Annotated in this window: 13 protein-coding genes; all 13 read right to left on the reverse strand. The window is 50.8% G+C overall.

The features are described from left to right. Positions 1 to 86: 86 nt before the first annotated feature. Positions 87 to 1,022: an SMC-Scp complex subunit ScpB gene (gene scpB, locus HMPREF2981_RS10410; RefSeq protein ID WP_048777723.1), complete on the reverse strand. Its 936-nt coding sequence runs from the start codon at positions 1,020 to 1,022 to the stop codon at positions 87 to 89. Further along, a complete protein-coding gene (locus tag HMPREF2981_RS10415) occupies positions 1,019 to 2,011 on the reverse strand; it encodes a segregation and condensation protein A (RefSeq protein WP_048777721.1) in 993 nt (330 codons plus the stop codon). Before HMPREF2981_RS10415 ends, scpB begins: the two co-directional genes overlap by 4 nt. A gap of 144 nt (positions 2,012 to 2,155) precedes the next feature. Then, a complete protein-coding gene (locus tag HMPREF2981_RS10420) occupies positions 2,156 to 3,052 on the reverse strand; it encodes a ParA family protein (protein WP_013398802.1) in 897 nt (298 codons plus the stop codon). 235 nt (positions 3,053 to 3,287) lie between these two features. Further along, complete coding sequence (locus HMPREF2981_RS10425; RefSeq protein WP_004004345.1) at positions 3,288 to 4,715, reverse strand: C4-dicarboxylate transporter DctA; 1,428 nt, start codon at positions 4,713 to 4,715, stop codon at positions 3,288 to 3,290. A 343-nt stretch (positions 4,716 to 5,058) separates the two neighbouring features. Then, positions 5,059 to 6,234: a site-specific tyrosine recombinase XerD gene (locus tag HMPREF2981_RS10430; RefSeq protein ID WP_037230788.1), complete on the reverse strand. Its 1,176-nt coding sequence runs from the start codon at positions 6,232 to 6,234 to the stop codon at positions 5,059 to 5,061. A gap of 6 nt (positions 6,235 to 6,240) precedes the next feature. Then, positions 6,241 to 6,963, reverse strand: a complete 723-nt coding sequence (locus HMPREF2981_RS10435; protein ID WP_080513828.1) for an NUDIX domain-containing protein — start codon at positions 6,961 to 6,963, stop codon at positions 6,241 to 6,243. Positions 6,964 to 7,118: 155 nt separating this feature from the next. Then, on the reverse strand, positions 7,119 to 8,816 hold the full coding sequence (locus tag HMPREF2981_RS10440; protein ID WP_004004342.1) for a CTP synthase: 1,698 nt from the start codon (positions 8,814 to 8,816) through the stop codon (positions 7,119 to 7,121). 239 nt (positions 8,817 to 9,055) lie between these two features. Next, complete coding sequence (recN, locus tag HMPREF2981_RS10445) at positions 9,056 to 10,765, reverse strand: DNA repair protein RecN (RefSeq protein ID WP_004004341.1); 1,710 nt, start codon at positions 10,763 to 10,765, stop codon at positions 9,056 to 9,058. 141 nt (positions 10,766 to 10,906) lie between these two features. Next, positions 10,907 to 11,875 carry an NAD kinase gene (locus HMPREF2981_RS10450; protein WP_048777715.1) on the reverse strand — a complete coding sequence of 323 codons (969 nt, stop codon included), beginning with the start codon at positions 11,873 to 11,875 and terminating at the stop codon, positions 10,907 to 10,909. A gap of 127 nt (positions 11,876 to 12,002) precedes the next feature. Next, positions 12,003 to 12,737, reverse strand: a complete 735-nt coding sequence (locus HMPREF2981_RS10455) for a TlyA family RNA methyltransferase (RefSeq protein ID WP_004004339.1) — start codon at positions 12,735 to 12,737, stop codon at positions 12,003 to 12,005. Next, positions 12,738 to 12,938, reverse strand: a complete 201-nt coding sequence (locus HMPREF2981_RS10460; protein ID WP_004004338.1) for a hypothetical protein — start codon at positions 12,936 to 12,938, stop codon at positions 12,738 to 12,740. Between the two features lie 3 nt (positions 12,939 to 12,941). Next, positions 12,942 to 13,976 carry an HAD-IIA family hydrolase gene (locus tag HMPREF2981_RS10465; protein WP_070553523.1) on the reverse strand — a complete coding sequence of 345 codons (1,035 nt, stop codon included), beginning with the start codon at positions 13,974 to 13,976 and terminating at the stop codon, positions 12,942 to 12,944. Between the two features lie 62 nt (positions 13,977 to 14,038). Then, positions 14,039 to 15,169 (reverse strand): tetratricopeptide repeat protein, encoded by a 1,131-nt coding sequence (locus HMPREF2981_RS10470; RefSeq protein ID WP_070619793.1) that lies wholly within the window; start codon positions 15,167 to 15,169, stop codon positions 14,039 to 14,041. Positions 15,170 to 15,385 lie beyond the last annotated feature (216 nt).

Below are 15,385 nucleotides of genomic sequence, written 5' to 3' on the forward strand. Positions count from 1 at the left end.
AGTCTTATTCCTTATGTCGTTCGTTTGAAGTTTTCACAAGATTTTGATGCCCACCGCTTCCTAGATTTAGTCCGCGGGCGGATAGGTTAGTTACGATTACCGTGTTCAGAGGGGCTGTCAGAAAGTACTGCTGCCTCGGTTTCATCAGGTAAAAGAGGCGCAAGCGCGGGAAGCTCTTCCAGAGAGTTGAGACCTAATTTTGTCAAGAAAAGTTCCGTGGTCTCGTAAAGAACCGCGCCGGTTCCCTCCTCTTTACCGGCCGCGCGCACGAGCTGGCGCTGTAGCAGCTGACGTACCGATGCATCCGCGTTTGTTCCTCGGACTGCGGCTATTGCGGCACGCGTAACCGGCTGCCGGTAAGCGATAACTGCCAGGGTTTCATATGCGCTTTTGCTCAGGGTAGCGCTCTGTGAACGGGTCACAAACCTCGCTACCCAGGGAGCAAAATCGGCGCGAGAATACAACCGCCAGCCACCGGCAACTTGGCGAAGCTCAAAACCACGCGGCTCGTGGGCGGGAGTGTCTTCACCATATTCCGAATCGTCACCGTTATATTCACGATAAAGCTCGTCAAGAGCGTGCTCAATACTGCGCTCATTGACAATCAGGGCGGCAGAGAGTTCGCGCACACTTACAGGAGTATCAGCAACAGCAAGAATAGCTTCAATAGCGCTTTTCACGCCCCCAGGAATAAGCTCAACGCGCGAGAATTCCTCTACATCAGCGGCGACCGCTCGGGTTATCTTCGCGGGATGCCGAGCATCCGAAGACGTTATATTTTTGTCAGAATCGCGCTCAGTTTCGGCTTTGTGTTCCTGGTCAGTAGAAGTCTGCTCGGGTACCGAGGCATTTTCGCGATGAGATTCTTCTCCGGATTCACTGTCTGTCTCAGTATCGGCACTAGGGTCCCAGTAGCCTAGGTTCACCATCGCTAAATCATTCTCGGTGAATTCATCCTCAAATCGGCTCCCCTGCTGCTGCGCGGCTGTCTTACCAGCAGAGTTGAAGGATTCTTCGCTCATGCGGTCTCCTCCCCTGCGTTTTTAACGCTCTCTGAAAAGGTAAGATCATCCGGGCTATCGCGATGTTCTGGGCTGTAGCCCCGCCCTGTATCATGTGCTGAAACTGCCGGTTCAGCAGGAACAAAAGCACGCGCATATTCGGTAGCACGTACCGAAATCTCGGCAAGCGGCGCATCCTGATGTACGTCTACCGCGCCCTCTTTATACAGTTCTAAGAGCGCCAAGAAACGCACAACTGCGATGTCAAGTCCCTGAGCATCATACACCAGTGCCGAAAATGTTACCGATGATACCGTCGGTTTACACGCAAGAAGTGCATCCAGAATATATTGTTCTTCGTGTGCAATCGTTGTTGAGGCGCCGTGAAGGTGCTCATTCAGTTCCTCAGCAACATCAGCCGGATTCGGTTCTAGATTAGTCGAAGGTTTCGGGGCAAATGCTTGCGCTGCAATACGCGCAAATTCCTCTACTCCCCCTTTGAAAACAAGCTCTGGAAGGGCCTTCACAAATACAGGTTCCAGCGCCACGGTCCGCGGAAAGCGCTGGGTCTCTTCGCGCCAACGATCAGCGAAAATAGCGGCTACCTCACGGTAGGCGCGATACTGAAGCAACCGAGCAAAAAGCAAATCACGCGCTTCTAGAAGAGCCACATCCTGATCTAGCGGTTCATGATTCTGCGGGAGTAGCCGGGCGGCTTTAAGCTCTAGCAGAGTCGCGGCCGTTACCAAAAAATCGCTTGCCTCATCTAATGCGCGTTCAGTGCCCTGTGAATATAAGGCATGCAGATACTCCAGGAACTCGTCGGTTACTTCAGCAAGCGCAATGTCTGTAATATCGAGCTTACGACGTGTGATCAGTGTTAGGAGAAGGTCGAATGGACCCTCAAAATTCGGTAAATTAAGCGTGAATCCGGCACCGTTCACCGAATTGGAGGCATCAGGCGTCTCATGCGGTGTCGGTACCCTCACGGCAGCGACATTTTTGGTCATAGGTGACCGATTTCCTTTACTGGGGATTGCAGGATAACCTGCGAGATCATGAAAGATACAGGATGTACCGCCCATATTATACGTGCCTTGACACCATACCTTCAAGGTTTATAGGTGGTGTCAAGGCACACGGGATCCAGGATCTTATCGGGCTCCGCCCTTGTAAATAAGTTCGCGGGCTACCTGCCGGTAAGCTTGAGCCCCAGTGTGGTTGCTGGCATATGAGAGGATAGGCTCTGCCGATACTGTAGCATCCGGGAATTTAACGGTTCGCTTAATCACGGTGTCAAAGACTTTATCTCCGAAAGCGTCAATAATACGTGCAAGCACTTCTTTAGAATGGATGGTGCGGGCGTCAAACATGGTCGCAAGAACGCCGGTAATTTCTAGATCGGGGTTTAGGCGATCCTGCACTTTCTCGATAGAGTCCACGAGAAGCGCCACAGCTCGTAGGGCAAAGAATTCGCAGATAAGCGGGATGATAACGCCATGCGATGCTGTCAATGCGTTTACGGTTAGCAGGCCGAGCGAGGGCTGACAGTCAATCAGAATAACATCGTACTCATTCTGTACCTTACGTAGGGCTGAGGCGAGTACCTGCTCGCGAGCAACTTCGTTTACTAGCTGAACTTCAGCCGCAGAAAGGTCGATGTTTGCAGGAAGAAGGTCGATGTTCTCGATATCGGTCGGTAGAATAACGTCGTTAATATCGACCTTACGATCCATCATCACGTTGTACACGGTCAGCTCAAGCTCATGCGGATTTGTACCGAAACCAGCGGATAGGGCACCCTGAGGGTCAAAGTCTACAAGGAGCACTTTACGACCACACTCCGCAAGTGCAGCACCAAGGTTTATGGTTGAGGTCGTCTTTCCTACGCCACCCTTCTGATTCACCATTGAGATGATGCGGGCGGGACCATGTTGGCTTATAGGCGCAGGATCGGGATATTCACGTAGGGGTCGGCCGGTTGGTCCGAGTTCTTGTGCCGGTGCTTCGGTCAACTTATCTTCACCTTCGTCAACGAATTTTCTCTTCATGTATAAGGTTACCCCACACACGCCCGCTCAGCAGGTTTGTGAGTTCGCTTTACGTACGAATTATGTTACATCGCGCTCTGTTCAGGTCTATAAACCAAATAATTCGGGAATTCTAGAGGCCCCGATCACCATAAGCCACAGCATTATGTAATTCTCATGCTAAATCAGACCTTGCAATATGCGGGAAGGCGCTTTCCTCCTAGAAACAGATACACCTCCCCGCATACTTTTTAACTTATTGATCTTCCGGTAGCGTCACAGTATTTTTAATCTTTGGTTCAGCCACAACGGACATCTGTTTGGTGGGAGATTTTTGACTTACCGCATTATCCACGTATTGGTCACCGTGTAGTTCGCCGCCCATGGTGGATTCGTCAAAGGGGATCTCCCCTTTCAGCACCGCATGAACACGATCCATATCTACCTCTTTAACAATCTTCCCCATGAGTAACGTCGCCACTGCGTTGCCTGTGAAGTTAGTGACCGCACGTGCTTCAGACATGAAGCGATCGATTCCCACGATCAAACCTACACCATTAACAAGGTCGGGGCGGTGCGACTGCAAACCGCCTGCCAGGGTCGCCAACCCCGCGCCCGAAACACCGGCAGCTCCTTTCGAAGCAATGATCATGAAGACCAGCAGAGAAATCTGCTCGCCTAACGCAAGTGGAGTCCCCATAGCCTCCGCAACAAAGAGGGCGCTCATCGTCAGGTAAATTGCGGTGCCATCCAGGTTAAAGGAATACCCCGTAGGAACCACAACGCCTACAACAGGCTTCGAAACACCTAAGTGTTCCATTTTGGCGATAAGACGCGGCAGCGCTGCCTCCGACGAGGATGTTGAGAAGATGAGGAGATATTCGCGTGCCAGATATTTCAACAGGGTAAAGATATTCACACCGGTTACGAGCTTGAGAATAGTGCCCAGAACGATTACGACAAAGAGAATACAAGTGATATAGAATGCCACCATCAAAATAAACATTGAGGAGATCGCACGGGAACCCGTAGAACCTACAACAGCTGCAATCGCACCAAGCGCACCAGCAGGCGCTAACCACATAATCATCATGAGCAGACGGAATACGAGCGCCTGACAGTAGGTCAGAAATTTGAGAATGGGAGCGCCAACCGGTCCCATCTTCTGCAGGGCAAAGCCGGTCAAAAGCGCCACGAAAAGGGTTTGCAGAATATTACCGCTTGTCAATGCCGAAAGCAAAGAAGTCGGCACGATGTTGAGCAGGAACGAGACAGTGCTGTCACCGCCATGTCCTTCAGACGAATTCGGAAGCGTGTATTTCGTTGTTGCCGGGTCATAGTGCAGCGAGCTTCCCGGCTCGATAATATTACCTACAACCAGGCCAATTCCTAAGGCAAAGGTTGACATGAGTACGAAGTACAGCAGCGCCAATCCACCGACCTTGCCGACGGTTGCTGCCTTAGCAATAGACCCTACACCCAGCACAATCGTACAGAAAATTACAGGGGCGATCATCATCTTGATGAGAGCGATAAAACCAGTACCGATGGGCTGCAGCTCTTTTGCAAAATCGGGAACGGTCATTCCCAAGATACACCCAAGGATCACAGCGGCAATCACCGAGAGGTAGAGCATATGGGTTGGGTCTTTGTAGAACGGTTTCTTTGCGGATTCCGTACTCATTAATTCTTTCCTTTCGCGCCGGGGACGCACGGTGCTGTGTGTCTATACCGACCAGAACTTTATTGTTCCGGATTCAGGATGTTATACAGGCTACACCTACAGCAACATTAACGCGGGTGTTTTCTGACTAAAATATGCCATTGCAACAGAATATTTACATGTCTGTCACAAACAGCATAAATATTACATCTTTAGAGTGTAAATCGTATAAATAAGCTAAATTATAGTATCTTATTGGCGTATTTTCTCTTTAAACGCATATTTGTCGGCATAGCTATACAGACATAGTGTCGTCGTTCTTCCGCGCAGCTATTCCCCACAGTCTACTTCTACTAATCACCTACTAAGTACGCTCATGTGCACGAGGATGCGCCATCCGGTAAACCTCCAGCATCCCTTCCGGAGTAACCTTGGTATACACCTGCGTAGTCGCAATCGAGGCGTGTCCCAATAGTTCCTGAACCACGCGAATATCGGCTCCGCCCTGTACAAGATGCGTCGCAAACGAGTGTCGAATAGAGTGGGGCGAAAAATCAGAGCTCAGCCCCGCCTCCTCAGCTGTTTCTTTGAGGATAAGCCATGCTCCCTGTCGACCCAGCCGACTCCCCCGCCCGTTGAGAAAAAGCGCAGCGGTACCTTTGCCGTGCGACGCAAACTTGGGGCGAGCGCGCACAATGTAGTCTTCCAGCGCCCTCTGCGCGTAGGATCCCAAAGGTACTAAACGCTCTTTACCCCCTTTGCCGAAAAGACGCACATACCCAGGCACGGCAATAAATTCCCCGTTTTCATCGCGGGGTTTTTCGCCCAGGTGTATATCGTCCAGATCTGTTGCCAGCATCTCGCTCACGCGCGCACCGGTAGCATATAAGAACTCAAGTATCGCTCGATTACGCAGACCGGTAGGAGTCTTAAGACTGGGTATGGCAAGGAGCTTTTGCATTTGCTCCACGGACACGGCTTTGGGCAATCGCTTCACATTTTTAGGCGGTTTCACGGCAGCGGCGGGATCGGTCTCCAGGATGCGCGAAGCATGCCAGAAACTATGCGCGCCACGAACTGCAGCCATGGTACGTGCAATTGAATTAGGGCCCAGCGGCAGAGGCAGTGTGACATCACGCGTACTCGTTGAAGGAGCCTTTGTTTGATCCGAAGCATAGAGAGAAACCGCCAAAGATTCCAGGGTGTCTTCGAGTTCCTCTGCTCGGGTATCAGATTCAGATAGTTTTTCTCCCTGGCTTTTGCTGGGATGCTCCGAATCTCTGTTCTCCTCCGCACGCGGCAGTGTCGGTTGGGCAAGTTCACGCATAAAGGCACGCACATCGGCAGTGCGAATTCGGTGGGCATCAATGATACCGCGTGATGCCATAAATTCTACATACCGCCTTAAATCGCGTGCATACGAAGCTATCGTATTCTCGCTACTGCCTTTTTCAACTCGCAGGTGAATAAGATACTGTTCAATATCCCGCTCAAGCGGACTTATACGATGTATTCCTTCACTCAGGTGCTGAGAAACCATAGCGAATTATTCCTCGTGTTTAAAAGTTTCGGGTCGGATACGGCGCCCTCCCAAGTAAGGGTGAAAATCCCAGGTATCGGCGGCATCTCGCAAGGGCAATTGCTCTTGTCGAGTCCCGACCGCGCAATATGCCGCAAGAATAGCCTGAATAGCCAAACCGTTATGTAGTTGGCCCGCGAGCACAAGGCGTACGGCCTGTTCAAGCGGAACCCACCGGTAGGTAATCTCCGCTTCTTCGCCCCTGCGTACTATACGGTTTGCTTCAGGAATCTCGTACAGGTCTTGGGCAAGGTATATACGACCCGCTTCCGAAGCGGCTCCCGGAGTCGTGTAATAATCGATCAAGCTGCGCCAGCGATGAGCTCCAAGGTCGGTTTCTTCCGCGAGTTCGCGCTGGGCTGCATGAAGAGGGTCTTCACCAGTAATATCAAGAAGTCCTGCGGGAACCTCCCAGAGGTTCATACGCACGGGATGCCTATACTGGCGCAGAAGCAGAATCTCATTCCGGTTGTTCAACGCGGCAACCGCAACGGAACCCGGCATGTCGATAACATCCCGCGTTAAAGTGGTACCGTGCCCGTCAAGATCATAGTGCTCCACGGCTGCTTGGAGAACATATCCGCTATACTGCACCTCACGGCTTAGGATTTCTCGCGTTGAGGGAGCATCGATCACATCAGCATACATAGGGTCTATTCGATACGGATTCTTGTTCTCTGAAGTGTTCATATCCCTATTCTAATTTGCATACTTGCGGTCGCCAGAGTCAGAACCTTAAGGACAGAGATATCAGCTGACAGCGCTGACGTTTTTATTTTCCTTTGGCAGAGCAAAGTCGCGGACTACATCGGCAATCAGTCCGCGACTTCTTATGAAGAAAGTTCTTATTCTTTACCGCTACGTTTGAGAGCTGCTTTCACCAGTCCCGCAAAAAGCGGATGCGGCCGCGTAGGACGCGAACGGTACTCCGGATGCGCCTGAGTCGCCACATAGTAAGGATGCACATCAGCGGGGAGCTCAACATACTCCACGAGCGAGGAATCCGGTGAAGTACCGGAGATAACCAAGCCCGCGTTCTCAAGCTGTTCACGGTACTCGTTATTAACTTCGTACCGGTGACGATGCCGTTCCGCCACTTCGGTCTCGTCATAGGCCTGAGCAACCTGTGAACCGGGAACCAGATTAGCTGTGTACAGACCCAAACGCATGGTTCCGCCCAAATCACCTGCGCCTTCCACAAACTGCTTTTGTTCTTCAATCGTGGCAATGACCGGCATTGTTGTCTGCGGGTCAAACTCGGTTGAGGATGCATCAGAAAGATTCAAAACGTTTCGAGCGTACTCAATCACCATGGACTGCAGCCCCAGGCAAATGCCCAGAGTAGGAATCTTATGTTCACGAGCATATTTCAATGCGCCGATCTTGCCGTCTAGACCGCGAATACCGAAACCGCCAGGTACCAAAATGGCATCCATATCGTGCAGCTGATGGTCTGCGTCCTCATCAGTGGCGCATAGGTCTGCAGCGACCCATTTGATATTGACCTTTGCATTATTCGCAAAGCCCCCGGCGCGCAGAGCCTCAGAAACCGAGAGGTATGCATCGGGAAGATCGATATACTTACCCACGAGGGCAATGTTAACGTCGGCGGAGGGGCGGTGCACCGCATCCAACAAACGATCCCACTGCGTAAAATCTGGCTCAGGGGCAGTCATGCCGAAGTAATCCAGAATATAATCGTCGAGCTTCTGGGAATGAAGGGTTTTGGGAATATCGTAGATGCTGGGGGCATCGGGACATGAGATAACGGCGGCAGTATCAACATCGCAGGCGTTACCGATTTTGGCGCGGTGCGATTCCGGAACATCACGCTCACAACGCAGAATCAAGCCATCGGGCAGGATACCCAAACCACGTAATGCTGCAACGGAATGCTGAGTAGGCTTCGTTTTGAGTTCGCCGGAAGGGCCGATAAAGGGTACCAAAGATACGTGGAGAAAAAACACGTTCTGACGTCCAACGTCACGGCGTACTTGGCGTGCTGCTTCCATAAAGGGCAGCGATTCAATATCGCCTACCGTACCGCCAATTTCGGTGATGATGATATCGGGCGCGTTTTCGATTTCGGCGGCGTAACGCATACGGGCTTTGATTTCATCAGTGATATGAGGAATAACCTGCACGGTATCGCCCAAATATTCTCCGCGACGTTCTTTTGCGATAACGGTCGAGTACACCTGACCGGTTGTAACGTTAGCGGATTGGTCAAGGTTCTCATCAAGAAAGCGTTCGTAATGCCCAATATCAAGGTCTGTTTCAGCACCATCGTCAGTTACAAAGACTTCGCCGTGCTGGAAAGGGTTCATGGTACCGGGATCTACGTTAAGGTACGGGTCAAATTTCTGCATCGTGACCGATAGACCACGAGAACGTAGAATCTGACCGAGAGAAGAAGCTGAAAGACCTTTACCGAGAGAAGAAGCAACACCACCCGTAACAAAGATTTGGCGGGTTACCTTACCGTTAGCGGACGCGTTAAGAGCGTTATTATTTTCATTCACCACGGAATTCAAGCTTACCATTTTCTTTTCCCCTATCCAATAGAACACTAACGGACGAGAGCTTTTCTCTTCCCTAAATTTAACGAGCTCTTTCCCGTATTTCGCGCAGTTTTTACGCCATAATAAACGCTTCTATCTACCGCTGAATACGGTGTTGCACCGCAACGGTCTCTAGAAATATCTGCGACCCAATACTACCGAATATTCTTGGAATACTCCTCAGGTATATCAGCTATGATCGTTGTCTTTTCAGCACCTATTTACTCAAGCTGGCCCCCTGCGCGTAAAAGCTCTCGAGCGTGTTCCTGGGCTGCTTCCGACTGATCGTGTCCGGCGAGCATGCGAGCGAGTTCCACAACACGCTCTTGATCAGAAAGCACCTGTACTTTCGATAACGATGCGTCATCATTTTTAAGAACCAAAATATGCTGATCCGCGAAAGCCGCAACCTGTGGTAGGTGAGTTACCACCAAAACTTGTACATGCTGGGCAAGCATTGCAAGCCTGCGACCAATCTCAATAGCAGCCTTACCGCCAACGCCCGAATCTACTTCGTCAAAGATAAAGGTGGGTACCGGATCCACCTCCGCCAACACAACCTCCAACGCAAGCATTACGCGTGAAAGCTCACCTCCAGAGGCACCTTTCCCAAGTGGACGAGGGGTTGCCTCACGATGCGGAGCAAGCATAAAGGTCACTGTGTCACGACCATGAATTGAAAATTTATCTGCCTCGGCAACTTCAACAACAAGAGAAGCATTCGGCATGGCAAGCGCGGTTAGTTCTTCACTGACAGAATCCGCCAAACGCGAAGCGGCTTCTTGACGCGCTTTCATAAGCTGAGCTGCCTGCTCTCCTAAAGCCTGACGCAGGTCGGTGAGCTCTTGTTCCAGAGATTCCTGTCGCGCTGGATCATCAACAAGGCGAGTCAGGCGATCACGAGATTCTTCGGCCCACTCAAGGACTTCCGCAATATCTGCACCATATTTTCGCGTCAAATTTTTCAGCTGCGCACGACGCTCCTGTACCTGCGCTAGGCGTTCAGGCCCTTCAGAATCTAACGAGGTCGAATAGGTAGAAATATCGGTGGCAACATCAGTCGCCAGAACTAAAAGTTCATTAACCCGTTGAGCTAAATTCTCTATATCGCTATCGGCATCGGCTTGTCCCAAAAGAGATGTATGTGCCACGTCCAGAAGACTCAGTACATTTGCCTCTGTGCCTTCCGTATATTCGCTGCCCGACAGCGCCGCCGCTGCAACACCGGTTGCTGTACGAAGCGCCTCAACATTCATCAGTTTGATGCTTTCATTCTTAAGCGCTTCGTCCTCACCCGTCTGTGGATTTACGGAGTCTATTTCTTCAAGCGCCCCCTGCAAGCTTTGCGCCTCTAATGCTCGTGCACGAGAATTCTCACGAACCTCTTTATATTCAGCGGCTGCGACTCGGTACCGCTCATAGGTATGCTGGTACTTCTCCAACAGGTCAAAAAGCTTTTCGCCCGCATAAAGGTCTAGTGCACGACGTTGCTCACTGGCAGACTTGAGACGCAATTGATCCGACTGACCGTGCACAGCTACAAGAGTTTGCCCAATATCTGAAAGCTTACCGACAGGCGCGGTACATCCTCCTACATGTGCCCGAGAACGCCCAGAAGCATTAACGGTGCGAGCTAAGAGAAGTTCGCTTGTTTTTTCATCTACCGGGTCAGCTGTTCCGCCCACTTCTTCCACGAGGGTCAAAGCCTTATGTTCTTGAGGTAGGCGCACGATGGCTTCCGCTAAAGCGCTCTTTGCCCCTTGACGCACACTTGTAGCATCACTACGTGCCCCAAGAAGCATACCAAGCGCCGTAACCACCATAGTTTTACCGGCACCAGTTTCACCTGTTAGAACCGACAACCCGGGCTGCAAGGGTAATCGAGCATCAGTAATAATGCCCAAGTCCCGAATATGGATTTCTTCAATCACGATGCGTCTACCTTAAAGTCCTTACCGCATAGGGGCTGGAGTCGTGCCACATACGCGAGCTATGTGCGGCTCTATTGCACTGACCGACTTCCTGTTGGAGCACCCCAAACATTCGGTTTCCGTGTGAGTACCACATATAAATCAATGAGGATCTTGCGAGCTGTTTTTTTCACCGGCATCGCACACCTCACGCTCCTCCTCAGAGGTTGGGCCTCGCCATCCTCGAATAGGCAGAGCAAACTTACGAACCAGCCGTTCAGAGAACGGGGCGGGGTGGATACGTGCCAAAAGCACTGGTTTTTCAGATTTACGCACCTCAATGCGGGAACCGGGCAGCAGATCATTCATACGTCGTCCATCGCACCACAACACACCGGATGCACCATGAGCCATCATTTCAACAGCTACCATAGAAGACGGAGATGCTACTAGCGGTCGTGCAAAAAGGGCATGTGCTGAAAGCGGCACCAATAATATAGCTTCTACCTCAGGCCAGACTACCGGTCCCCCACCTGAAAATGCGTATGCGGTGGATCCCGTGGGCGTACCTATCACCACACCATCACAGCCAAATGTGCTTATTGGCTTACGATCTACCTCAATGATGACCTCAATCATCTTCTCGCGGTTGCCTTTTTCAACGCTTACTTCATTAAGCGCCCAATCCGTATGAACACGTTTCTCCTCGTGCCATACTTCAATGTCGATTGCCATACGCTCTTCGACCGCATACTCGCTCTTGACGATGCGGTTTACAGTTTCTTGCAGATCACTTTCTTCCGATTCCGCTAAGAATCCTACGTGTCCCAGATTCACGCCGATCAGCGGAATGCTTGTATGTCGCACCATTTCTGCAGCACGCAGGATAGAACCGTCACCGCCGAGGACCATACCAAGCTCAATATCAATAAGCGCAACACTCTCATGCACCACCTGCACAGGCACCGGATCGTCCCAATTTTCCGTCAAGGCTTCCAGATCAGAACGGTTCATCACGGGCACTAGACCTGCACGATGCAGCTGTTTACACGCCTGGCGGGTTGCATCCCGTGCTTCTTTGCGGCCAGTATGCGCAAAGACTAGAATTTTACGATTTTCTGTTATTGACACGTTCTACCCTCCTCACAGCAGGCATTATTTGCGAATTATCCCACGACTACTTCTTTAGTATAGCCGAATTTCCCATTATACTGGAACATATTTTCTAGAATATTATTTCGATAAAAAGATTTGTTTGCTATTTCTGCTTCTTGCACCATAAGAAAAATTCGACGTTACCATCTTGCCCGGGTAAGGGGCTTTGCACAGTATCTATCACGCGAAGACCACATGATTGAGCCGAGTCTTGCACCTTACGCACGGCGAAAGCATGTGCTTGAGGATCTGTAACCACTCCTGCACGCCCGATTTGATGTTTTCCTACTTCAAATTGTGGTTTCACCATGAGCACTAAGTCCCCATCTTCCTCGGTCACCTGCGCAAGAGCATCTATGACTAACGTCAACGAGATAAATGATAGGTCAGAGACAACTAGGGAAACTAAGCCCCCAATATCCTCTGGAGTTAGATAACGCACGTTAAGACCTTCATAAGCATCAACTCGAGGATCCATGCGCAAAGACTCAACAAGTTGACCGTGACCCACGTCAACTGCTGCAATATGTGAAGCTCCACGGCGCAAGAGTACGTCGGTAAATCCTCCGGTAGAGGCACCTGCGTCCAGACAACGACGACCGGCTACAGTTATGTGCGTAAAAATATCTAAGGCACCAGCAAGTTTATGCCCGGCACGACTCACATATTCTGTAAGAGGGCTTTCTTGTACCAGTACATCATCGTCACGATGTACAGGCTGCGATGCCTTATACACAATTTTCCCATTAACACTCACGCACCCGGCATCAATAAGTTTTGCCGCTAAAGTACGAGATGCAGCAAGCCCATGCTCGGCAAGAAATTTATCGAGCCGCACCTAGGAGTTCTCCCCGGGTTCTCGGGAGAAACGTACATTATCTTCTAGGTTATCAACTAAGGTTCCATAGGCCCGAATACGCTCTACAGGATCCATCGCTAAAACAGCCTGCAGCTGTGTTTCAAACTCCTGGTAATCAGCTTCTTCAAGGGACTCATGGCTATCAGCATTTTCTGTAGAGTTTTGTTGTTTCTTACCCATAAGTTAAACCTCGGGAAGGCCTTGAATATTCGGGGTCACAGCCTGCTCCGGATGCGCCGCCCACCAGGCAGCGCAGGCTACGCGCCAGGCTTCTGCTTCCGCATCGCTGCCGGAAAAGCCCTCTGGCGCGAAAGAGCCTTGGACGGTTAAATAGATATTATTTCCCTGTACCTTGGCAGTCCATGATGGTCCATGCGCTGTAATCGCGTGGTCCTCATGGAGAATTTCGATCTGCGGATATGGTTCGAAGAAATCATCAAGAGTGCGCAAAATATACGTGGGACGTTGTTCAGGGACCACCGATATAACATCCTGATATGTCTGCACACCGGTCAGCACAAGTGCACCCGCCATATGAGCTTTGTTGGCTCCCAGAATATCGGTGTCAAGGCGGTCCCCTACAATAACGGGCTTTGAGGCTTTTACTGATTGAGCCGCAGTCTCAAAAATAGCGGCTTCAGGTTTTCCGGCTACCATCGGAGTACGACGTGCCGCAATACCCACCGCCGCTACTAAAGAACCGTTACCGGGTGCTTGCCCTCGTTCCTTAGGAATAGTTTGGTCTGTGTTCGTGGCAACCCATAAGATGTTCTGATCAGCGAGAGTGTACGCTGCCTCTGCCAAATCTTCCCAGCTGAGTTGCGGGTTAAAACCCTGAACCACGGCAACAGGGTTGTCGGACTGTGATGATACAGGCTCCAACCCGACAGCCCGCAGACAATCTGCTAAAGCTTCAGTACCGGTAACCAGAATTTTAGATCCGGCGGGCACATGTTGAGCCAATAAAGCCGCGCCAGCCTGGGCAGAACTGACAACACGTTCCGCCTGCGTGCGCACGCCTAAATCTTGCAGGTGAGTCGCTACAGATTCTACGGAGCGCGAGGCATTATTAGTCACAAAGACGACGGGAACCCCACTGCTTTCAGCGCGGTTTAAGGCTTCTGGCGCTCCCTCAATAGCGTAGGGTCCAGCGTATACTACCCCGTCGAGATCTGAAAGTAAGGCATCGTACTGAGCTAGTAGGGGTTCGCTCGTCATAATGTTCAATTCTTTCTGGTTATAGACAAAGCAAGTAGCCTCAGGCGAGGAACAGATAGTTTCTACTGCTCTGTTTCATTTTGGGAAGGCTTCGTTTCATATTCAGAAGATGCAACCGCCAAGTTCTTTGACTTGTCAGAACTATATGCCTCTTCCTTCTCTGGCTGTGTTCCCTCGTCAGTATTGCTTTGTTGTTCGAGGTCTTCTAGCACAGGTTCCTCAGGTTCAAAGAGCTCGGATTCACCATAAATATCGAAAATCTCAGGCTCAGCGAACTCACCCTGTCCCAAAGCGGCTTCGGCCCTGAACGCGAGGCGTGCCCACTGCTCTGCTTCCTGACTTCGTCCTGCATTATCTAGAGCCTCGGAATATGCTGTGAAGAGTCGAGGGCTGTATTCGAAAGCACGTTTTGGGTTTAGCTGCGGAATTTGAAGGGCCGATATCGCTTGCGATTTTTTGCCCTGATCTGCATATATCCCAGATTCAACAATGGCGAGTTCAACGCGAACCTGGGCAGGAAGCTCTTCGCGTTTAGCTTCCTCTATCATGTCAAGAGCTTTAGAAATACGGTTAAGAGCGCGCTCACAGTCTACGAGGAGCGCAAGATGATCCAGAGAGCCGCTTATGCGACGATGCGTACGTAATTCGCGTAATGCTAGTTCGTAATCTTCAGCGACATATGCGGCGACACCTACAGCTTCACGTACCGCAGAAATACGTCCTGCGCTTCGAGACGCAGCAACAGCATGCTCAAGCGCGAACTGGGGATCAAGCTCCAGATATCGTCCAGTCATAACAAGATGTTTTGCAACGGTAGCGGCATTCCTAGACTCAAGCGCGCGAAGCTGACGGCTTGTAGCACTGTCTAATTCACGACCTGTTACATCACTGTCAATCTCAGGCGCCTTTGGCTTGGCAGGACGATAACCCGCCCGACCGTCAACAGATCGCACGTTCTCCTGAGACTCTGCCTTATACACGTGCTGCCTAGGTGACTTACTCCGAAAACCGAAACGATGCGATTTATGCGGGTTTTTCAAGTCGTTTCGGCGTCCTCCATCGCTATCCTTATGATTTGCCCCAGCCCCATCAGAATGTTGAGCGTTACTGTGGTAGTTGCTCTTCTGGGAGTTTTTCGCAGTGGAAGCACCAATAGCACCCTGCTTATTTTTAGACTGGGGGGTCTCAGACATGAATCTCCTCAAAGGGGAAGGCGGGATCAGACACAGAATCTTCGCTACAAATTATGGAAGATAATCTCAGGGTGCTAAATGCACCTTTTATATTCTAGTACAGGTTGGCATAGACCGATACCCTAGAGATACTAGATCACAAGATAGCTTTGTCTTCTGCATCTATTCGTAGAAGGCGGGCTACCGGGTTGGGGTTGTTTGGTAAAACCACCGTTA

This window comes from Rothia sp. HMSC069C01, assembly GCF_001814655.1.
Classification (GTDB): Bacteria; Actinomycetota; Actinomycetes; order Actinomycetales; family Micrococcaceae; genus Rothia; species Rothia dentocariosa.

Coding starts and splice junctions, on each gene's coding strand:
- HMPREF2981_RS10440 (WP_004004342.1), bottom strand. CDS start 8,816: ATGGTAAGCTTGAATTCCGTGGTGAATGAAAATAATAACGCTCTTAAC.
- HMPREF2981_RS10435 (WP_080513828.1), bottom strand. CDS start 6,963: ATGAACACTTCAGAGAACAAGAATCCGTATCGAATAGACCCTATGTAT.
- HMPREF2981_RS10415 (WP_048777721.1), bottom strand. CDS start 2,011: ATGACCAAAAATGTCGCTGCCGTGAGGGTACCGACACCGCATGAGACG.
- scpB (WP_048777723.1), bottom strand. CDS start 1,022: ATGAGCGAAGAATCCTTCAACTCTGCTGGTAAGACAGCCGCGCAGCAG.
- HMPREF2981_RS10460 (WP_004004338.1), bottom strand. CDS start 12,938: ATGGGTAAGAAACAACAAAACTCTACAGAAAATGCTGATAGCCATGAG.
- HMPREF2981_RS10470 (WP_070619793.1), bottom strand. CDS start 15,169: ATGTCTGAGACCCCCCAGTCTAAAAATAAGCAGGGTGCTATTGGTGCT.
- HMPREF2981_RS10430 (WP_037230788.1), bottom strand. CDS start 6,234: ATGGTTTCTCAGCACCTGAGTGAAGGAATACATCGTATAAGTCCGCTT.
- HMPREF2981_RS10425 (WP_004004345.1), bottom strand. CDS start 4,715: ATGAGTACGGAATCCGCAAAGAAACCGTTCTACAAAGACCCAACCCAT.
- HMPREF2981_RS10465 (WP_070553523.1), bottom strand. CDS start 13,976: ATGACGAGCGAACCCCTACTAGCTCAGTACGATGCCTTACTTTCAGAT.
- HMPREF2981_RS10420 (WP_013398802.1), bottom strand. CDS start 3,052: ATGAAGAGAAAATTCGTTGACGAAGGTGAAGATAAGTTGACCGAAGCA.